Origin of the sequence: Kitasatospora sp. NPDC091207, assembly GCF_044768625.1 — a bacterium.
Taxonomy (GTDB): Bacteria; Actinomycetota; Actinomycetes; order Streptomycetales; family Streptomycetaceae; genus Kitasatospora.
Map to the genome: position 1 here is coordinate 155,383 of NZ_JBIVVS010000019.1, position 18,772 is coordinate 174,154.

At 74.9% G+C, this 18,772-nt stretch carries 17 protein-coding genes; 8 read left to right on the plus strand and 9 right to left on the minus strand.

The annotated features are described in order from the left end of the window. Positions 1 to 160 precede the first annotated feature (160 nt). Positions 161 to 1,288 (plus strand): polysaccharide deacetylase family protein, encoded by a 1,128-nt coding sequence (locus ACIQTO_RS27605; RefSeq protein WP_402393263.1) that lies wholly within the window; start codon positions 161 to 163, stop codon positions 1,286 to 1,288. A 43-nt stretch (positions 1,289 to 1,331) separates the two neighbouring features. On the opposite strand, the gene ACIQTO_RS27610 is transcribed toward ACIQTO_RS27605, so the two are convergent. Together ACIQTO_RS27610 and ACIQTO_RS27615 are read right to left on the minus strand one after the other, a co-directional pair. Beyond that, positions 1,332 to 1,736: a hypothetical protein gene (locus ACIQTO_RS27610; protein WP_402393266.1), complete on the minus strand. Its 405-nt coding sequence runs from the start codon at positions 1,734 to 1,736 to the stop codon at positions 1,332 to 1,334. A gap of 72 nt (positions 1,737 to 1,808) precedes the next feature. Further along, complete coding sequence (locus tag ACIQTO_RS27615) at positions 1,809 to 2,129, minus strand: hypothetical protein (RefSeq protein ID WP_402393268.1); 321 nt, start codon at positions 2,127 to 2,129, stop codon at positions 1,809 to 1,811. 201 nt (positions 2,130 to 2,330) lie between these two features. Between ACIQTO_RS27615 and ACIQTO_RS27620 the strand changes: the two genes are divergently transcribed. From ACIQTO_RS27620 to ACIQTO_RS27630, 3 genes are all read left to right on the plus strand, one after another. Continuing rightward, entirely contained in the window at positions 2,331 to 3,167 is an 837-nt protein-coding gene (locus ACIQTO_RS27620; RefSeq protein WP_402393271.1) for a sigma-70 family RNA polymerase sigma factor, read from the plus strand. A gap of 1 nt (position 3,168) precedes the next feature. Then, positions 3,169 to 3,999 (plus strand): hypothetical protein, encoded by an 831-nt coding sequence (locus ACIQTO_RS27625; RefSeq protein ID WP_402393274.1) that lies wholly within the window; start codon positions 3,169 to 3,171, stop codon positions 3,997 to 3,999. A gap of 260 nt (positions 4,000 to 4,259) precedes the next feature. Next, a complete protein-coding gene (locus ACIQTO_RS27630; RefSeq protein ID WP_402393277.1) occupies positions 4,260 to 5,138 on the plus strand; it encodes a nitroreductase/quinone reductase family protein in 879 nt (292 codons plus the stop codon). 60 nt (positions 5,139 to 5,198) lie between these two features. Here the strand turns inward: ACIQTO_RS27630 and ACIQTO_RS27635 are convergent, their stop codons facing one another. The 4 genes from ACIQTO_RS27635 to ACIQTO_RS27650 form a co-directional block, all read right to left on the minus strand. Further along, positions 5,199 to 5,999 (minus strand): SGNH/GDSL hydrolase family protein, encoded by an 801-nt coding sequence (locus ACIQTO_RS27635; RefSeq protein WP_402393279.1) that lies wholly within the window; start codon positions 5,997 to 5,999, stop codon positions 5,199 to 5,201. A gap of 218 nt (positions 6,000 to 6,217) precedes the next feature. Beyond that, entirely contained in the window at positions 6,218 to 6,661 is a 444-nt protein-coding gene (locus ACIQTO_RS27640; protein ID WP_402393282.1) for a glyoxalase, read from the minus strand. 4 nt (positions 6,662 to 6,665) lie between these two features. Then, positions 6,666 to 7,397: a hypothetical protein gene (locus ACIQTO_RS27645; RefSeq protein WP_402393285.1), complete on the minus strand. Its 732-nt coding sequence runs from the start codon at positions 7,395 to 7,397 to the stop codon at positions 6,666 to 6,668. A 203-nt stretch (positions 7,398 to 7,600) separates the two neighbouring features. Then, on the minus strand, positions 7,601 to 8,503 hold the full coding sequence (locus ACIQTO_RS27650; RefSeq protein ID WP_402393288.1) for a hypothetical protein: 903 nt from the start codon (positions 8,501 to 8,503) through the stop codon (positions 7,601 to 7,603). A 553-nt stretch (positions 8,504 to 9,056) separates the two neighbouring features. Between ACIQTO_RS27650 and ACIQTO_RS27655 the strand changes: the two genes are divergently transcribed. Then, on the plus strand, positions 9,057 to 10,226 hold the full coding sequence (locus ACIQTO_RS27655) for an exonuclease SbcCD subunit D (RefSeq protein ID WP_402393290.1): 1,170 nt from the start codon (positions 9,057 to 9,059) through the stop codon (positions 10,224 to 10,226). After that, positions 10,223 to 13,273: an AAA family ATPase gene (locus ACIQTO_RS27660; protein ID WP_402393292.1), complete on the plus strand. Its 3,051-nt coding sequence runs from the start codon at positions 10,223 to 10,225 to the stop codon at positions 13,271 to 13,273. Before ACIQTO_RS27655 ends, ACIQTO_RS27660 begins: the two co-directional genes overlap by 4 nt. 91 nt (positions 13,274 to 13,364) lie before the next feature. On the opposite strand, the gene ACIQTO_RS27665 is transcribed toward ACIQTO_RS27660, so the two are convergent. Continuing rightward, complete coding sequence (locus ACIQTO_RS27665) at positions 13,365 to 13,586, minus strand: hypothetical protein (RefSeq protein ID WP_402393295.1); 222 nt, start codon at positions 13,584 to 13,586, stop codon at positions 13,365 to 13,367. 407 nt (positions 13,587 to 13,993) lie between these two features. Between ACIQTO_RS27665 and ACIQTO_RS27670 the strand changes: the two genes are divergently transcribed. Further along, positions 13,994 to 14,725: a DUF1990 family protein gene (locus ACIQTO_RS27670; protein WP_402393297.1), complete on the plus strand. Its 732-nt coding sequence runs from the start codon at positions 13,994 to 13,996 to the stop codon at positions 14,723 to 14,725. 40 nt (positions 14,726 to 14,765) lie between these two features. Here the strand turns inward: ACIQTO_RS27670 and ACIQTO_RS27675 are convergent, their stop codons facing one another. Both ACIQTO_RS27675 and ACIQTO_RS27680 read right to left on the minus strand, forming a co-directional pair. After that, the gene (locus tag ACIQTO_RS27675; RefSeq protein ID WP_402393300.1) at positions 14,766 to 15,233 is read right to left on the minus strand and encodes a YjbQ family protein; all 468 of its coding nucleotides are present in this window, start codon (positions 15,231 to 15,233) and stop codon (positions 14,766 to 14,768) included. Between the two features lie 205 nt (positions 15,234 to 15,438). Beyond that, positions 15,439 to 15,705, minus strand: coding sequence for a hypothetical protein (locus ACIQTO_RS27680; RefSeq protein WP_380571329.1), 267 nt, complete (start codon positions 15,703 to 15,705; stop codon positions 15,439 to 15,441). 760 nt (positions 15,706 to 16,465) lie between these two features. Between ACIQTO_RS27680 and ACIQTO_RS27685 the strand changes: the two genes are divergently transcribed. Then, positions 16,466 to 18,664 (plus strand): CDP-glycerol glycerophosphotransferase family protein, encoded by a 2,199-nt coding sequence (locus ACIQTO_RS27685; protein ID WP_402393303.1) that lies wholly within the window; start codon positions 16,466 to 16,468, stop codon positions 18,662 to 18,664. Positions 18,665 to 18,772: the final 108 nt, after the last annotated feature.

Sequence of the window (18,772 nt, forward strand, 5' to 3'; positions counted from 1 at the left end):
CGGTCCCTTGACGATCCGAGTGGTCCAGTCCATTGTTTTGCCTCGGTCCGAGTGCGGCACGCCACCGGCTCCCACCCCTCGGGGAGCGCTCCATCCCGTTCCACACGCCCTCCCCACGGGTGTGTTCCCCACTGCCCCCACGCAGGAGTCCCACGTGTCCATGTCCTCGCGCCTGTCGGCGCTGGCCGCCTGCACGCTGCTCGCCGTCTGCGGCCTCGCCGCCCCGGCGTCCGCCGATCCCGTGCCCGGCGCACCCGCGGCGCCCACCGTCAACCTGGCCACCAACCCGGGCTTCGAGATCCCCGCCTCCTCGCTCGCCGACTGGGGCAGCGTCCCCGGCTGGCGCTGCGCCGGCGGCCCGGCCGAGGCGTCCGTCACCACCACCGCCCCGCACTCCGGCGGCTCCGCCCTCGCCGTCACCCCGGCGGGCGACGACTCCAACGGCGAGTGCGCGCAGACCGTCTCCGTCCAGCCCGACACCACGTACACCGCCTCGGCCTGGGTGCGCGGCGCGTTCGTCTACCTGGGCGCCACCGGCACCGGCCGCGACGTCGCCCCCGCCTGGACGGAGACCACCAACGGCGGCTGGCAGAAGCTGACCACCCGCTTCACCACCGGCCCGACCGCGCGCACCGTGCGACTGTACGTCCACGGCTGGTACCAGCAGGGCCCGTTCGCCGTCGACGACGTCCGCGTGGACGGCCCGGCTCCCGCTCCCGCGACCGCCGGCGGCTCGGTGGCGACCAGCGACCGGGTGGTCTTCTTCACCGTGGACGACGGCTGGCAGCGCACCCCCGAGGCGGAGCGGTTCATCGCCGACCACAAGCTGCCGATCACCGCCTTCCCGCTGCCGATGCCGGCCGCCACCGACCCCGACTTCTTCCGGCGCGTGACCGCCGTTCCCGGCTCGTCCGTGCAGAACCACAGCGTCTCCCACCCGGACCTGACCACGCTCTCCCCCGCCGAGCAGCAGGTCGAGATCTGCGACGCCCGCGACGCCCTGACCCGCACCTTCGGCACCGCGCCGACCGTCTTCCGCCCGCCGTACTTCACCTGGAACGCCGACGTGCTCCAGGCGGCCGCCAACTGCGGCATGCGCACCGTGCTGACCGCCGACGCCGACTTCAGCTGGGGCGCCTCCAACATCTGGCACGAGGGCACCCTGTCCCCCGGCGACGTCGTGCTGATGCACTGGACCGACACCCTCGCCGGCGACCTCCAGCGCGCCCTCGCCGCCGCCCAGGCGGCCGGCCTGACCCCCGCCGGCCTGGCCGGCTACCTGCGGTAGCCCGCGCACCGCGCCGCCGCTCCGGGGGGAGCGGCGGCGCGACTCACACCATCGGCCGGTCCCCGGCCAACCGATGCGCGTGCCACCGCCGGGCGGCCGGCCCCAGCACCGGGTCGTCCTCCCAACGCCGGACGCCCGCCAGCGCGAAGGCGTCCAGCACCTCGGGGTCGGCCTCCTCCCAGGCCGGAATCCCGCACGCCCAACCCTCCGCGTACGCGGCCGGCTGACCGCCGTCGGCGATCAGCCGGAGCACCCAGATCGCGGGTTCGATCCACACCGCCCCCCGCATGGCCGAGGCCCAGCCCACCAGCCGCGTGCGCCCGCCCCGGATCAGCACGTTCTCGCGCGCGAGGTCCGTGTGCAGCAGCGCGTCCCCCGCGAACCGGGCGCGCACGGAGGGGTCGTCGACCCAGGTGGCCCACCACTCCTCCGCGCGCGGCAACAGCACTTCCGGAGGGACCGGCCGGGCCAGCCTCCGCAGCAGCCCGGCCATCTGCCGCAGATCCCGCGACCCGCGCCCCTACGCGGGAGGACGCCCGTCGACATGCTCGAATCCGAGCAACCGCCAACCGTCCACCTCCACTTGCCAGAGCAGCCTCGGCGCCACCCGGGTGACGTAGGGATTCACCTCCGCCTCGCGCCACAGGGCCCAGGCGTCCGGGTGCTCGATATGTCTCGCCTTGAGGAACACACTCCCCGTGGGTGCCACGAGCTTCGCCGCGATCTCGGAGTCGAACTCACCGGAGAGCGACCTCATCAGGCGAACCGGGCCGCGAAGTCCGGCCTCCACCGCCTCGCGGACGAACGCGGGAAGGTCGGCCCGCTGGACACGGCGAGTCATATCGGCAGCTCCCAAGCAGTCGTCCTGACTCGGCACCCACCCACACATACCGCTAAGGGAGGGTTACCATCCAGGCGGTCAAACTCCCACCGGTAAGGGGGGATTAACACCAGGCAAGCAGGCCATTGGCCAGAGTGTCAAGTCCCCCTTACCATGTGGCCATGGGATCAGCAGCTCAGGTCGGCCGGAAGGCACCGTGCCGTGATCGATGAAGTGCAGCGCCTCGCGGCCATCAAGGATCACCGCCTGCGCGTCAAAGCGTCGGTCGAACTGATGGAACAGCTCCAGGCGGCAGTGATCGAGACCTCCCGCATGCGGAAGGAGAGCATCGCGTGGCTGCGCAGCAACGGACTGTCCATGGCCGAGGTCGCGAAGCTCATGGGCATCAGTCGCGCGAGGGTTGCCCAGCTCAAGGACGCCGGCCCGCCCGCCGAGCGCTCATTCCTCGGCACGCACCGGCTGCTGGTCGCCGTTCCCCGACGCGCGGGCGACCGGGACTACGTGGCGATGGAGGACAGTGCCGCCGGGCAGCAACTGATCAACAGCGGACACCGGCTCCAGCTCGACGGCGACCTGGAGTACATCCCGGCATCCGGCGCGGTTGACCTCAACCGCGCCGGCCTGGTGGTCATCTGCGGTCCGAAGAGCTCCCCCGTCATCGCAGAAGCCCTCGGTGCCGACCCGCGCCTGTCGTTCAAGACTCTGGACGACGGACGCTGGGCACTGATCGATCGAGGACGCGACCAGACACACACCTCCCCTGCCGATGATCCGGACGAACCCCGGCCTGCCGACGTGGCCTATCTCGGACGCCTCCCCCGCCCCGACGGTCAGGGCACCTTCCTGCTGATCGCCGGCGTGCACGCGGCCGGCTCGATGGGGGCCGCGCACTATCTGTCCGAGCACATCGCCGACCTCTACGAGGAGGCGGGAGCCCATCCCTTCTCCATGGTCATCGGGTGCGAGTACGAGGCGGGAACAAACCGCATCCTGGCAAGCCACTCCGTGACGGGCGTGTTGCTGCACGGGGAAGCCTGACGTGCTCGTCTCGCTCGCAACGGCGGCACGTCCCGGCGGAGTCAACGAGGACTTCGCTCTGGCCGGCTCGGACGCGGTCGTCGTGCTCGATGGCGCCGGCCTCCCCGATGTCCTGGACACCGGCTGCGTCCACGGCGTGCCCTGGTTCGTCCGAACGCTCGGAGCCATGCTTCACAGTCGGGCCGCCGACCCGCGAGCGAGCCTGACGGAATGCCTGGCCGACGCGATCCTCGGAACCTCGCAGGCGCACTCCACCATGTGCGATCTGGGGAACCCGTTCACCCCCTCCGCCACCGTCGCTGTCGCAAGGGTTCACGGGGAATTCCTGGAGTGGCTTGTTCTCGCCGACACCACAGTGGCGGTCAGGCTTCCCACCACCGTCGAGATCATCGCCGACCATCGTGTCTCACAGATCACCGGGGCACAGCATGCGGCCTTGGCGGCCGACTTGAGGTCGCTTCGTCCGAGCGAGCGCACGACAGCCCTGGCCAGGGCCCAACGTGAGGTGATGAACACGGTCGACGGCTACTGGGTCGCTGCGGCGGATCCCGCAGCGGCCGAAGAGTCACTGACCGGTGCGGCCCGCCTCTCGGACGTCCGGTCCGCGGCGATCCTCACCGACGGCGCCGCCAGAGCGGTCGACGACTTCGACACCCTGACCTGGCCGGACCTCCTCGAAGACCTCGAAGAGTACGGGCCCCGTCGGATCATCAACCGCACGCGGGAGCTTGAGCGGTCCGATCCGACCTGCCTGCGGTGGCCACGCAGCAAGTGCCATGACGACGCGACGGCCGTGCTTCTCCAGTGGGAGCATGCGCGTCCGCCGACATGATCTTGCCCGTTGACACGGGGTGGACCCGGTGGTTTCAATGAGGGCGTGCAGCGTGGTGTCGGCCAAAGAGAACTGGGCCGGCCGGCGACCGAGCGAGCACCTTTCACCGAGGGACGACGCGCGATGAGTTCTTTCTCCGCTTCCCTGATCTGACACAAGCCGCCGCAGCTGTCTTCCGCGCGCGCCGGCTTCGTCGTCGTACTGTCGTGAGCGCGTGCCGGCCGGCTGTGGCCCTCCCCCCTGGAGACTTCACACCACGCATGCCCATGTCTTTCAATCAAACGATCATCGAGGAATTCCGGGCCAACGCCGGCCAGGTCGGCGGCCCGTTCGAGGGCGGCGACCTGCTGCTGCTCACCACCACCGGCGAGCGGACCGGGCGGGAACACACGGTGCCGCTCGGGTACGTCCGCGCGGACGGTCTGCTGCTGGTCGTCGCCTCGGCCGCCGGGGCGCCGGACCACCCGCAGTGGTACCGCAATCTGCTCGCCCACCCCGTGGTGCGGGTGGAACTCGGCACCGAGGTGTTCGAGACCGTCGCGGTGCCGGCCGAGGGCACCCGGCGGGACCGGCTGTTCGAGGCGGTCGTCCGCGCCGCACCCGGCTACGGCGACTACCAGACGCACACCGAACGACTGCTGCCGGTGGTGGCCCTGGAGCGGTCCGCGACCGAGCCGCCCACGGTGGCCAGCCTCGCGGACAAGCTGCTGGAGGTGCACACCTGGCTGCGCGCCCAACTCCGGCACGTCCGGGCCGAAACCGAGGCCCACTTCGCGGCCGGGCCCGCGGCCGACGGCCGGCCGCCGGGTCTCGGGCTGCAGATCCGGCAACACTGCCTCGCGCTCTGCGAAGGGCTGACCCACCATCACGCCGGCGAGGATGCCGCGATCTTCCCCGCGCTGGCGCGGAGCCACCCGCAGCTGCGGGAGACGCTCGCGCGGCTGGGTGAGGAGCACCGCTCGGTCGGCCGGATCAAGGACGGACTGGTGGGGCTGCTGGCCGGGATCGGGGTGGCCGAGCCCGAGCGGTTCCGGGCGGAGCTGGCGCGGATGTCGGCCGAACTGGAGGCGCACCTGGACTACGAGGAACGGGAACTGCTGCCGGTGCTCGCCGGCATCCCGTTCCCACCGCGGCGCTGAGCCGGTGCGCCGGCCGTCCCCACCCACGTCAGGGGTGCGGACGGCCGGCGTCGTCGCGGGCTAGACCTGCGCGGAGAACACCGGGAGGTAGCCCCCCGAGTGCCCGGAGGCCTTCGGGTGGTAGCTCTCCTCGACGGGCAGGGTGGTGCTGTTCAGCCAGGTCGTCTGGGAACCGCAGATCTCGTGCTCGGTGAAGGCGCCCCGGACGTCGCCGAACGCGAACCCGGCGTTGGCGGCCCGCTTGGCGATGACGCCGTCCAGGGCGTCGGCGGCGCCGTTGATCGCGGCACGCTTGGTGTCACCGATGCCGAAGATGCAGCTGCCGCCGATCTTGTAGAGGTGCGGGTAGCCCAGCACCACCACGCGGGCGTTGGGCGCCTTGGCGTGGATGGCCGCGTAGACCTGGTCGAGCTGGCCGGGCAGCGTGTTGGCGGCGTAGGCCTTCGCGGTGGCGACGGCGTTGAGGCAGGCGCTCTCCGAGTCCAGCACGCAGGTCTGCATGGTGCCGGCGAAGCCGGCGTCATTGCCGCCGACGCTGATGCTGACGAGCGTGGTGCCGGAGTTCAGGACCGAGAGCTGGTTGTTGAGGACGTCACCGGTTCTGGCACCGGAGCAGGCGACGAAGGAGAAGGAGGACGGGGCGTGCGCGTTCTTCCAGAGGTAGGGGTAGGCGTTGGTGCTCCGCTTGCAGCTTCCGCTCTCGCTCGTGTAGCTGCCGGAGCCCAGGCCGGAGGCGTAGGAGTCGCCCAGGGCCGCGTAATTGACACCGGCCGCGTGGGCGGACGAGGCGGTGAAGAGGGTGGTCAGTGTGAGGAGCGCCGCGAGGGCGGCCGTGGACATGGCACGGGTGGGGCGTAGCATGGCACCTCCAGGGAGTGACGCGAGTCACACTCTGTGATACCAGGCAGTAGGGTGCCGGGGAAGTGGTCATGCCAAGGCAATTGACGGTCCGTCTGACAACCGTGGAGTGAATTCGCCCACGGGATACCGGAAGTGCGCTGGTCAGGCCCCGGCGGCGCCGTCGGCGGCACCGGCGACGGGTGCCCCGTTCGAGGGACGGCCGCGAAGCCGTCGCGCGCTCACTCGCCCGGGTCGGCGTCAGGATCCGCGGGGCCGACGGCTGCCGGATCCGGCGTGGCGACCGGTTCGGGATCCCGGCCCTCCGCGCAGACGATCTCCAGCTCGAAGCCCTGACCGTCGATCAGGTGCACCGTCTCGCCGGTGTCCACCCGGACCGTCCACCCGGCCGCGAGTGCGGCGGCCACCGCCGCGCGCGACCCGTGCACGGCGAGGTGGTTGAGCCCGGCACGCAGCCGCTGATGACCGCCCGGCAGGAGCGCGGGCGACTGCTCGATCACCAGGTAGGCGGTGCCCAGGCGCCAACTGCGGCCTCGGGGCCAGTGCTGGAAGGGCTCGCAACCGAGGGCGAGCAGCACCGGGGACCACTGCGCCTCGGCGAGGCCGAGGTCGTCCGTCCAGAGCTCGACGTGGTGGAAGAGCCCCACCGGGTGCGGCACCGTCATCCGTTCACTCCCCGTCCGCCCGGTGGCCGACGCCGGGGACCGGCTGGACACCGCCGGATCCCGGGTGCCCCGCCACCGAACCCTGCTGAAACGTCGCCTGGCCCAGGGCGAACGTGGCCGGCCCCGGCTGGACCGCGCCGGGGAAGACCTCGCAGCCCTCGACCGGCAGCTCCTCGATCGCCTCGTTGGCGGCCGTGGGCACCCCGAGCCACCGGGCACCGGCCGCGACCGCCGCCCGCGCCTGGCGCAGGCCGGGCCCGCCCCAGCCGAGCAGCTCGACCGCGAGCCCGGGCGCGACCAGCAGCCGCCGGTAGTGCCGGCCCGAGGCCGGATCCGGCGCGCTGGGACCGACCGCCCGCAGCGCGGCGGCCATCCGGACCCGGGCGCACTCGTGCCCGCCGTTCGCCGAACCGACCCGGTCGTAGAGGTACCCGAGGTAGTACGGCGTGCCGATCACCGCCTGGGCCTCCTCGGCCGCCTCGCGGGCCAGCGCGGAGCCCGGGTCGCCGTCGTCCTCGGGCTCCAGCGAGCCACCGGGGAGCGAGACGATGCCGTCCTTGGGGTTGATCAGCGTCAGCACCCGGCCGTCGGGCGCGAACAGCCAGCCCCACGACTGCTTCACCGGCAGCCCGCCCGGCACCCGCTCGCCGGGCCGCCACGGCCAGCCCGCCGTGGGACGCCGCCGCACCTTGCCCAGCAGCTCGGCGATCTCCGCGCTGTACTCGATCCGGCTCATGCGTCCCCCTTTCGGTGTCGGGCTCGCCGGACCGGCGGTGCGCGGGGAGGACCTGCGTGCGCGGTACGGGGCGGAGCGGTGAAGCGGCGGTGTGGGGCACCGCGCGCTTCTCCTGTTGATCTTCCCCGAAATCTTCCCCGAACAGGCGGTCGATGAACAGTCCCCAGCGCCGCTTGGTGGACACGGAGGCCTCACCCGGGGGGTCAGACGAGCGGCCCACCGCCCTCCCGGCCCAGGTCACCGCGGCCGGACGGCGGCCCGGCCCCGGACGGCGGCGCGGCCGGCAGCGGGAAGCCCGGCAGCGGAACCGCTCCGGACGGGACGGGCACACCCTGGGCGACCTCGTCGGCGAGCGCGTCGGCCACCTCCCCGGCTGCCATCGGCCGCAGCCGCCCGGCCTCCAGGGCCCAGCCACGCACCACCCGGCCGCCGGCCACCGCCCCGTCCCCGCCCCCGCCCCCGTCCCCGTGCAGCAGGAGCGCGCCCGCGCCGCCGAGGGCCACCCCTGCCGCCAGGGTGGCGCAGAACGCCTCGGCGTTCCGGCCGCCGGCGAAGAGGTGCCCGCCCTCGGTGCGGACGTCCGCCGCCGCGGTGAGGTGCTCGCCGTCCTCCGGGCCGTGGCAGCGCAGGGTCAGCAGATGGCCGCCCGCCCCGGCGCCCTCGGCCAGCGCCAGGTAGACCGCGGTGACGTGATGCGCCACGGCGACCAGCCGCGATCGCCCCGACGGCCCGTCCCCGACCGCGTCCAGCAGGGCGGCGCAGGCGATCGAGATCCGCACCCGGGCCGAGTGGTCGTCGACCAGCACCGGGAGCAGTTCGGTCAGCCGCTCGCCGGCGTAGACGAAGGGCTCGCCGGCCAGCTCCGGGTCGGCCGCGTACGCGACGCGCGCGGCCGCCGACCCGGGATCGAGGCCGAACGCCTCGCAGTAGTCCTCGTAATCAGCCGGTTCGAACACCCGCAGGTGCACCTCGATGCCCTGCCCGCGCAGCGCCCGAAGCCCGGCCTCCGTCCGCCGCAGGTAGTCCCGGAAGGCGAGGGCGCCGAACAGGCCGTGCCGGGCCAGCTCGGCGAAGTCGGCGGCGCGGACGGCCAGCGCGAGCGCCACCGGTTGTGGTGGCGGCGCGACGGGCGAACCGCCCCGCCACCGGGCCCGGGGACCGCCCGGACCGCCGCCGCCTCCGCCGGTTGCCCGGCCCGCCGCCCGGCCACCCGGGGGTCGGCCGCCGCCCCGGTCGCCGGACGGCGGGCCACCCGGCGGGCCACCGGCGGACGGCCCGCCCGACCCCGGCCGCTGCCCCGACCGGGCACGCGCCGTGCGCCGTGCGCCCCGATCGGCCGCCGAGCGCCCGGGCAAGGCCCGCCCGGCCCGCCCCGCAGGCTCGGGGCCGACGGCACCGGGGACGACGCGGCCGTCGGAGAAGTCGGCGTCGTCGGCGTAGTCGGGGAGGTCGGCGAGGTCGGAGAACAGGAACTGCGCGGACATGGTCCCTCCCACGGGTTCGTGCCACGCCGCCCCGAGGCCCGGGTCGGCCGGCGATCGAGAACATACACAGCGTCACCGACAATCCACCCTGGGCGACCGCCCGAGGGGCCCCTCGGACAGGTGGGAAACCCGGTCCGGCCCGCGTTGTCAGTGCCGGACGTTATGGTCGGGGACCATGCGACTGCTGCATACCTCCGACTGGCATCTCGGGCGCTCCTTCCACCGGGAGAGCCTGCACGACGCCCAGCGCGCCTTCCTGGACCACCTCGTGGCGGTGGTCCGGGCCGAGCGCGTGGACGCCGTGCTCGTCGCCGGCGACGTCTACGACCGGGCGCTGCCCGGCCTGGAGGCGGTCGCCCTGTTCGACGACGTGCTGCACCGGCTGGCCGGCCTGGGCGTGCCGACGGTGTTCATCAGCGGGAACCACGACTCGGCCCGCCGGCTCGGGGTGGGCGCGGGCCTGATCGGCCGCGCCGGCGTGCACCTGCGGACCGACCCGGGCGAGTGCGCGGTGCCGGTCCTGCTGGCCGACGAGCACGGGCCGGTCGCCGTCTACGGGCTGCCCTACCTGGAGCCGACGCTGGTCCGTGAGCGGTTCGGGCTGGCGCGCGGCGGCCACGCGGCGGTGCTCGGCGCGGCGATGGACGCCGTCCGGTCGGACTTCGCGACCCGCCCGGCGGGCACCCGGGCGGTGGTCCTGGCGCACGCCTTCGTCACCGGCGGCGCACCCAGCGACAGCGAGCGGGACATCGCGGTCGGCGGCGTCGCCTCCGTCCCCGCGTCCGTGTTCGACGGCGTGCACTACGCCGCGCTGGGCCACCTGCACGGCTGCCAGACGCTCGCCCCGCACCTGCGCTACAGCGGCTCGCCGCTCGCCTACTCCTTCTCCGAGGCCACCCACCGCAAGACCATGTGGCTGGTCGACCTCGCGGCGGACGGCACGGTCGCCGCCGAGCGGGTCGACTGCCCGCAGCCGCGCCCGCTGGCCCGCCTGCGCGGCCGCCTCGCCGAGCTGCTGTCCGCCCCGGAGCACGCCGAGCACGAGCGGTCCTGGGTCCAGGCCACCCTGACCGACCCGGGCCGCCCGGGCGAGCCCATGGAGCAGCTCCGCCGACGCTTCCCGCACACCCTGCAGCTGCTCTTCGATCCCGAGGACAGCGGGGCGGCCGCCTCCCCCTCCTACGCGGCCCGGGTGAGCGGGCGGGCGGACCTGGAGATCGCCGAGGGCTTCCTGCGGCACGTGCGCCCCGGCGCCGAGCCGGACGCGGACGAGCTCGGCTGGCTGCGCGAGGGCTTCGAGACCGTCCGGGAGACCGGGGACCGGAAGGCGGAGCTGCCCCGATGAGACTGCACAGCCTGACCGTCACCGCCTTCGGGCCGTTCGCCGGCACCGAGACGGTCGACTTCGACGCGCTGGCCGCCGGCGGTCTCTTCCTGCTGCGCGGGGCCACCGGCGCGGGCAAGAGCAGCGTGCTGGACGCCGTCTGCTTCGCCCTCTACGGCGAGGTGCCGGGCGCCCGGCGGGCCAACCGGCTGCGCAGCGACCACGCCGACCCGCTGCGGCTCACCCAGGTCCGGCTGGAGCTGACGCTCGGCGGGCGGCGGCTGGAGATCACCCGCCTGCCGGAGCAGCTGCGCCCGAAGAAGGTCGGCAGGGGGACGACCGTCGAGCGCGCCCAGACGCTGTTGCGCGAGTGGGCGGCCGACGGCGGCGACGGTACGCCGGGCTGGCGGGCGGTCAGCAAATCCCACCAGGAGGCCGGGGAGGAGATCCACCGGCTGATCGGGATGAGCCGGGAGCAGTTCTGCCAGGTGGTACTGCTCCCGCAGGGGGACTTCGCCCGCTTCCTGCGCGGCGACTCCGAGGAGCGCAGCAAGCTGCTCAGGCGGCTGTTCGACACCGAGCGGTTCCAGCACGTCGAGGCCTGGCTGGCCGAGCAGCGGCGCTCGCACGAGGCCACCGTCCAGACCGGCCGCCGGCGCCTGCGGGACTTGGCCAGCAAGGCCGAGCAGGCGGCCGGCCCGCAGGCCGAGCCCGCCGCCGGCTGGGTGCCCACCGAGGAGGAGTCGGCGCACCCCGCCGCCGACCTCACCTCCGGAGTGCTCGGCTGGGCCGCGATCCTGCGCGGCGGCGCCGCCGAGCAGCTCGCCGTCGCCGGTGCCGCGCTGGCCGGCGCCGAGGCGGGCCATCGCTCGGCCCAGGCGGCCCGGGGCGCCGCCGAGGAGCTGGCCGAACGGCAGCGCCGCCACCGGGAGGCCGCGCGGGAGGCGGCCCGCCTCGCCGAGGACGCGCCGGCGATGGAGCGGGACTTCGGCCGGCTGACCGCCGCCCGGGCGGCCGTCGGGGTCGAATCGGTGCTGCACCTGCGCGAGGCCGCCGGGGCGGCCCACCGGGCGGCCCGTGAGGAGGAGCACCGCCACCGCGCCGCGCTGGCCGCCGCACCGGACGGCGAGGGCCTGGTACCGGCGCGCGCCGAGGCCGAGGAGCTCGTCGCGGCCGAGCACCGGCTGCGGGCCGAGCTGGTCCGGCTGGAGGCGGCCCGCGCCGACGAGCAGCGCTGCGCGGAGCTCCGCCGGGAGCAGGCGTCGCTGGAGGCCGACCGCCGGCGCGCCGAGGAGCTCGCCGAGGAGGCGGCCGACTGGCTGGCCGACTTCGACGGCCGGCTGGCCGCGCTCCAGGAGGAGCAGTCCGCCGCCCGGGCCGCCGGCGCCCGGGTCGAGCAGCTGGACATCCGGCGCGGCGAGCTGACCGGGCGGCTGGCCGCCGCCCGCCGGCGGGACGAACTGCGGGCGGCGATCGCGCTGGCCGAGCCGCGGTCGGTCACCCTGCGCACCGACGCACTCGACGCCCGCGAGCACAGCCAGGACCTCCGCGAGCGCCGGCTCACCGGCATGGCCGCCGAGCTGGCGGCACGACTGCGGGCGGGCGAGGCCTGTCGGGTCTGCGGTTCGCCCGAGCATCCGGAGCCGGCCCGGCCGGCGAGCGGCCAGGTCGGCGCCGCGGACGAGGAACGCGCCCGGGCGGCCCAGGGGCGGGCCGAGCAGGCGGCCGACACCGCCGAGCGGGAGCTGGCGGGCCTGCGGGTGCGCGAGGCCGCCGCCGCCGGGGCGGCCGGGCAGGAGGGCGTCACGGCCCTCACCGAGGCGCTCGGCACCTTGGAGCGCGAGCACCACGAGGCGCTGCGGACGGCGGAGGGGTTGGGCCCGGTCACCCGGGAGCTGGAGCGCCTGGCACAGGACCAGGCCCGCCAGCTCGCCGCCCTGCGTGACGCGGGTGAGCACACCGCCGTGCTGACCGCCCGGCTCCAGAGCCTCGGCGGCGAGCAGGAGGAGCTGGACCGCCGGGTGGCCGCGGCCCGGGGCGGCGCGCCCTCGGTGGCCGGCCGGGCGGCGGCGCTGGCCCGGCTGGCCGACGGCGTGGCGGCGGTCGCGGGGGCCGCCCGCACCTGCGCGGACGCGGCACTGCGACTGAAGGAGGCCGACGCCGAGCTGGCCCGCGCCGCCGTTTCGGCCGGGTTCCCGAGCCCCGAGGAGGCGGCGGCCGTGCTGCTGCCCCGGGCGGAACGCGACCGGCTGGAGGCCCGGCTGACCGGGCACCGCTCGGCACTGGCCGCGGCGGAGCAGCAGTTGGCCCTGCCCGAGCTGGCCGGGGCGGTCGCCCGCCCACCGGCCGACCTGCCCGGCACCCAGGCCGCGCTGCTGGCGGCCACCGACCGGCTGCGCCGGGCACACGCCGCGCACGAGGCGGCCGGCGAGCGCTGCGCGGCCCTGGCCGGGATCGGGCGGCAGCTGGCGGAGCTGGCCGCGGCGCTGGCCCCGGAGCTGGACCGGTACACCCGGATCAACCGGCTGGCCTCGGTCACCGCCGGCACCTCCACCGAGAACCGGCTGCGGATGCGGCTGGAGTCGTACGTCCTGGCAGCCCGGCTGGAGCAGGTGGCGGCGGCGGCCAGCGCCCGCCTGGTGCGGATGTCGGGCGGCCGCTACACCCTGGTCCACAGCGACGGCCGGGGCACCGGCAACAAGCGCTCGGGCCTGGCCCTGCGGGTGGTCGACGCCTGGACCGGCACCGAGCGGGACACCTCGACGCTCTCCGGCGGCGAGAGCTTCTTCGCCTCGCTCGCCCTGGCGCTCGGCCTCGCCGACGTGGTGACCGACGAGGCGGGCGGCATGCCGCTGGACACGCTCTTCATCGACGAGGGCTTCGGCACGCTGGACGAGCAGGCGCTGGAGGAGGTGATGGACGTCCTCGACGGCCTGCGCGAGCGGGACCGCGCGGTCGGCATCGTCAGCCATGTCGCCGACCTGAGGAGTCGCATCCCGGCCCAGCTGATGGTCCGCAAGGGCCGCCGGGGTTCCACCCTCGCGCCGGCCGGGCGGGAGGACGCCTGAGCGAGGCCCCCGGACGGGGCACGCCGGGGCGTCGGACACGCTACGAGCGGCCTCGGCCCCGGGAGCCTGTCGCGGTAGCGGTGGCCGCCCGTCAGCCGGAGCAGGCGATCCGCTGCGCCTGCTGCCAGGCGCAGACCGGGCAGAGGGTGCTGCCGGGGTGGTCGGAGGGCAGTTCGGTCGGCTCCCCGCACAGCACGCAGTCCGCGCGCGGCCCGGTCAGCTCCGGGTCGTGCGTCAGGGCCGCCTCCGGCCCGGCCCCACCGGGGGCGAGTGCGCAGACCGGGTTGTCGTCGTTCGTCGCCACTTCACTCATGCCGCCTTGATACTCCGCGCCACTGCCCCGCGGCAAGGCCGACCCCGGCCACCGCACCGGGCGGCCCGGGAGGATCGCCTGGGAGGACGGCCGCCGGCGCGGCCCGGCCGCACGGAAGGGCCCACGGAGGCGCCCCGGAGACGGCCCGGGAACGCGAAGGGCCCGACAGCCCGGAGGGACGGCCACCGGCGAGGCCCGGCAACACGGAAGAGTCCGGCAGCACGGAAGGGCCCGCGGAGACGCCCCCGCAGCGCGAAGGGCCCGGCAACCCGGGAGGACAGCCGCCGGCGAGACCCGGCCACACGGAAGGGCCCGCAGAGACACCCCTGAGACGGCCCGGAGGCGGCCAGTCGGTCCGCCCCCACCCGCCCCGCTCCCGGCCGTCGGCCCCGGTTACGGTGGGGCCCATGCCCGCATCGCCCACCGCCCTTCACCGACGTCTGCTCGCCGCCCGCGCCGCCGCCCCCACCTATCCGGAGGTGGGCGCCACCCGCGAGGCCGGGCTACCCGCGGGCTACGCGCACCTGCGGCGACGGATCCACCTCGGGCACGGACCGGAGGTCCTGGAGCGGGCCGGGCGGTACGTGCTCGGCTGGGGCAGCCAGTTGGGCAGCGGCTTCGCCGTCCACCCGTACGCACCGGCCGAGGAGGGGGCGACCGTCCTGCTGCGGCTGAGCCTGCCCGGGCTGCGGCAGCCCCGGCTGGTGATCCCCTGCCGGGTGGTGTGGACGGTGGACGAGCCGGATCGGATCGGGTTCGCGTACGGGACGCTGCCCGGGCACCCGGAGTGCGGCGAGGAGGCGTTCCTGGTGACCATGGACGCCTCGGGCGAGGTCTGGTTCGAGGTGACGGCGTTCGCCCGGCTCGCTTCCTGGTACGCCCGGCTCGGCCGTCCGGTGGCGGTGCTCTGCCAGTACCTCGCCATCGAGCGCTACCTCGCCGCCGTGGCTTCGGCGGCCTCCCCCGCCATGGCGGCCGCCTCCCCAGGGGACCCGGCGCGGCGGCCCGGCGAGGCGGTCACGGTGGAGGCGGCCCAGGACCTCCCCGGACCCGACGAGCCGGAGACGGCCGGCGCACCGCGTACGGCCGGCGCACCGGACGCACCGGGCCTGCCCGGCGGCCGGACCGCCGCGCGGTAGCCGGCCCGTCCGGGGCGCTGCCCGGAGGCCGCCAGGCCGGTCAGCCCAGGAAGGAGAGTCGGACCGTCCGGTGCGGGTTGTCACCGTTGGTGTCGATCAGGACGACGGACTGCCACACGCCGAGGGCGAGTTGGCCGCCGATCACCGGCAGGGTGGCGTGCGGGGCGACCAGGCCGGGCACGACGTGGTCGCGGCCGTGGCCGGGGCTGCCGTGCCGGTGGCGCCAGCGGTCGTCGGCGGGGATCAGGTGGCGCAGCGTCGCGAGGAAGTCGTCGTCGCTGCCCGAACCGGTCTCCAGCACGGCGATTCCGGCCGTGGCGTGCGGCACGAAGACGTTGAGCAGGCCGTCACGGCCGGCGGCCCGGTCGTTGAGGAACTCGGCGCAGTGACCGGTGATGTCGAGGGCGACCTCGCGGCTGCCGGTGGTGATCTCGATGGTGGTGGAGTGGAAGGTGCCGGAGTGAAGGGGCGTGGAGTGAAGGGGCGTGGAGTGGATGTTGTCCGCCATGACCGCCATCCTCACCCACGGCCGGGAACGCCGGGGAGCGCCTCGCCGTCTGCCCGCGCCACGGCGGCGCGGTGTCGTACGGTGAGCGGTTGGGGTTGCCACGGGCCGTCCACCGCACCCGGCGCGGGGCACGGGGTACGCCAAAGACCCGACGGTCCCTGAGGTCCGTCGGGCCGGATGCCGGTGGGCGCGAGGGCTGGAGACCCTAGCCGCGACCGCCGAACAGGCTCCGCCGCAGCCGGCGCAGCGGCGCCAGCAACGACACCCGCACGTGGCGGCGCGGCGCGGTCGGGGTGCCGGCGCCGCGCGGCGTCAGTTCCCTTATCAACCCGAGTGCCTCGGCGGTGTCCACCGCCGGGAGTGCGGGCGCGCCGAGCACAGCCAGGTGACGCTCGATCCGACGGCCGGTCGCGCCGACGCCGCACTGGATCGCCGGCACGCGGGGCCGAGACCGCACTTGCATGTGTTCCATCAGTATTCCCACCCCTACGAGGCGCCAGGGCCGTGAGGCGAAGACTATCCGTGACAGACGGCCTTCGCGCAACCGTCCTGGTGTGCTGCCACCGTATCGTGCGGCGTCAACTGACGCCGCACCAGGGGCCACCCGGAGCGGTCACGACTAGGCATCAATGATGGTGCACGACCGGGTGCGCGTCACCGGCGCCGTGGGGGCACGAGCCCGGCGCTTGCCGGGGAGGCGCGCGCCGGGCGCGCGGGATCATTCGCCGATCACCACCGGTGGGGCCCGGACGCGACCGGCGGCCGCCGGCACGGCCGCGGAGGCGGCCCGGCCGGCCGGAAGGAACCGTTCGGAAAGTGAACACAATCGAGGGATTGACGGGGAGGAAACCTCCAAGCAATATCTTCATCGACCGCGCAAGCGTGAGCGGTACTCCGATCTCGCTCAAGCATCGTTCAACAGCGCGTTCGACTGATGAAGGACTCCGGCTCCCCCGAGCCACTGCCCGGCCGCCTCGACGCTGCGGTGGCCAGGCCCGGGAGGTGCTCGGACCGGCGGCCGGCCGTAGAGGGTCGGCCGGGCCGCCACCAGGCTGCCGGTGCCGCCCCGCACGGGGCCCGGCACCGGCGGTTCCGGGTCACCGGACCGGGCGCCGAAGCAGGTACCGGACCGGGCGCCGGAGCACGTACCGGCCCGCACCCCGCGGCGGTCCGCACCCCACCCCGGACCGCGCGAATCCGCTCCCCGACCACGCTCGGTAGACTCGGCCAGCGTGCCAGTCCTCCTCAGCATCGTGCTCCCGGTCCACGGGGTCGAGCGCTACCTGCCCCGCTGTCTCGACTCGATCCTGGAAGCCACTCCCACCGGGGAGTCGCGCTTCGAGGTGATCGCGGTCGACGACCTCTCCCCCGACCGCTGCGGCGCGATCCTGGACGAGTACGCGGTCCGCGACCACCGGTTGCGTGTGCTGCACCTCACCGAGAACCAGGGCCTCGGCGGCGCCCGGACCGCCGCCCTCCCCGAGGTGCGCGGCGAGTACGTCTGGTTCGTCGACAGCGACGACTGGCTGCCGGACGGCACCGTCTCCGCGCTCCTCGACGAGCTCGCCCAGGAGCGCGACCGCGAGATCCCCGCCGACGTGCTGCTCACCGACTTCACCCACGTCTACCCGGACGGCGGGACCGAGCCCAACCCCTGGCGTCACCTCCTGACCGGCTCGCCGCTGGTCGACGGCTGTGCCCTCGCCGAGCACCCCGCGCTGTTCCGGACCGTGATGTCGGTGTGGAACAAGGTGTTCCGCCGGGACTTCCTGCTCGGCCTCGGCGTCTCCTTCGGGCGCGGCTTCTACGAGGACATCTCGGTCACCTACCCGGCCCTGCTGGCCGCCGAGCGGCTGCGCTACCTCGACCGCGCCTGCTACTTCTACCGGCGCGGCCGCCCCGGCGCGATCACCAGCACGGCCTCCCCCAAGCACGCCGACGTCTTCGCCCAGTACGACGCGATCTTCGGGTTCCTGGACCGCCCGGACCGGCCCGGCCGGCCGGTGCCGGACACCCTGCGCACCCTCGTCTTCGAGCGGACCGTCCAGCAGGCGCTGACCGTCCACGACGCCCCGGGGCTCGTCCCGGCCGGGCTGCGCAAGGACTTCTTCCGGCGGATCGCGGAGCACTTCGCCCGCCACCGCCCGGCCGGCTACCGCTACCCCGGCGGCCTGCGCGGCGTGCAGTACCGGCTGGCGGCACGCGGCGCCCGGGTCGCGTACGCGGAGCTGCGCCGCACCGGCCGGCTGCCCCGTGAACTCAAGCGGGGGGCGCGGGCGCTCGCCCCGGCGGTGAGGAAGGGGGTCCGCGGCGGCGCCCGGTTCACCGCGTACAACGCGTTCCGCCGGCTCCCGCTGGACGAGCACCTGGCGGTCTACGCCGCGTACTGGCACCGGGGTTACGCCTGCAGCCCGGCGGCGATCTACGAGAAGGCGAAGGAACTCGCCCCCGGCGTGCGGGGCGTGTGGGTGGTGGAGAACCGCGAGCAGGCGGCCACGATGCCCGCCGGGGTGCCGTACGTGATCGTCAACACCCCCGCCTACCTCAAGGCGATGGCGACCGCGAAGTACTTCGTGAACAACGTCAACTTCCCGCGCACCATGGCGAAGCGGCCGGGGACGGTGCACGTCCAGACGCAGCACGGCACGCCGCTGAAGGCGATGGGGATGGACCTCAGGGACCACCCGGTGGCCGCCGACGGGATGGACTTCGACCGGCTGCTGGAGGCCGTCGACCGCTGGGACTTCCTGGTCTCCTCCAACCCCCACACCAGTGAGCACTTCGCGCGGGCCTTCCCCGGCCGCTACGAGATGCTGGACACCGGCTACCCGCGCAACGACCGGCTGGCCGCCACCACCCCGGCCGAAGTGGCGGCGATGCGCGAGCGGTTCGGGCTGACGCCGGGCCGCACCGCGGTGCTGTACGCGCCGACCCACCGCGAGGGCCGGGGCGGGTACGTGCCGCTGCTGGACGTGCGCGAGCTGGCCCGGCGGCTGGGGCCCGGCTTCACGCTGCTGGTGCGCACGCACTACTTCCACACCGGCGGCCCGGGCGACCTCGCGGCGGGCGGGGACGCGGCCGAGATCGTGGACGTCTCGGCGCACCCGACCGTGGAGGACCTCTACCTGGCGGCGGACGTCCTGGTCACGGACTACTCGTCGATGATGTTCGACTACGCCGTACTGGACCGGCCGGTCGTCGTGTTCGCACCGGACTGGGAGGAGTACCGGCGGGTGCGCGGGGTCTACTTCGACCTGTTCGCGGAGCCGCCGGGCGCGGTGACGGTGGACGCCGACGGGCTGGCCGCGGCGCTGCTGGCGGGGGACCCGGAGCCGGCGGCGCGGGCGAGGTTCCGGGAGCGGTTCTGCCCGTGGGACGACGGCGGGGCGGCCGAGCGGGTGGTCCGCCGGGTGTTCCCGACGGGGGCCTGAGCAACGCCTGGTCGGGGCCGTGCGGGCCCCGGCCAGGAGCGTCCGGCCCCGGCCGGACGACCGCACGGGCCCGGGAACGCGGCGGCGGGGCCCCGGGAGTCCCGGAGC

Bases quoted from the DNA above. Each gene is read 5' to 3' on its own strand.
- ACIQTO_RS27605 (WP_402393263.1), top strand. From the start codon at position 161: ATGTCCTCGCGCCTGTCGGCGCTGGCCGCCTGCACGCTGCTCGCCGTC.
- ACIQTO_RS27615 (WP_402393268.1), bottom strand. From the start codon at position 2,129: ATGACTCGCCGTGTCCAGCGGGCCGACCTTCCCGCGTTCGTCCGCGAG.
- ACIQTO_RS27630 (WP_402393277.1), top strand. From the start codon at position 4,260: ATGCCCATGTCTTTCAATCAAACGATCATCGAGGAATTCCGGGCCAAC.
- ACIQTO_RS27635 (WP_402393279.1), bottom strand. From the start codon at position 5,999: ATGCTACGCCCCACCCGTGCCATGTCCACGGCCGCCCTCGCGGCGCTC.
- ACIQTO_RS27640 (WP_402393282.1), bottom strand. From the start codon at position 6,661: ATGACGGTGCCGCACCCGGTGGGGCTCTTCCACCACGTCGAGCTCTGG.
- ACIQTO_RS27645 (WP_402393285.1), bottom strand. From the start codon at position 7,397: ATGAGCCGGATCGAGTACAGCGCGGAGATCGCCGAGCTGCTGGGCAAG.
- ACIQTO_RS27655 (WP_402393290.1), top strand. From the start codon at position 9,057: ATGCGACTGCTGCATACCTCCGACTGGCATCTCGGGCGCTCCTTCCAC.
- ACIQTO_RS27660 (WP_402393292.1), top strand. From the start codon at position 10,223: ATGAGACTGCACAGCCTGACCGTCACCGCCTTCGGGCCGTTCGCCGGC.
- ACIQTO_RS27665 (WP_402393295.1), bottom strand. From the start codon at position 13,586: ATGAGTGAAGTGGCGACGAACGACGACAACCCGGTCTGCGCACTCGCC.
- ACIQTO_RS27670 (WP_402393297.1), top strand. From the start codon at position 13,994: ATGCCCGCATCGCCCACCGCCCTTCACCGACGTCTGCTCGCCGCCCGC.
- ACIQTO_RS27675 (WP_402393300.1), bottom strand. From the start codon at position 15,233: ATGGCGGACAACATCCACTCCACGCCCCTTCACTCCACGCCCCTTCAC.
- ACIQTO_RS27680 (WP_380571329.1), bottom strand. From the start codon at position 15,705: ATGGAACACATGCAAGTGCGGTCTCGGCCCCGCGTGCCGGCGATCCAG.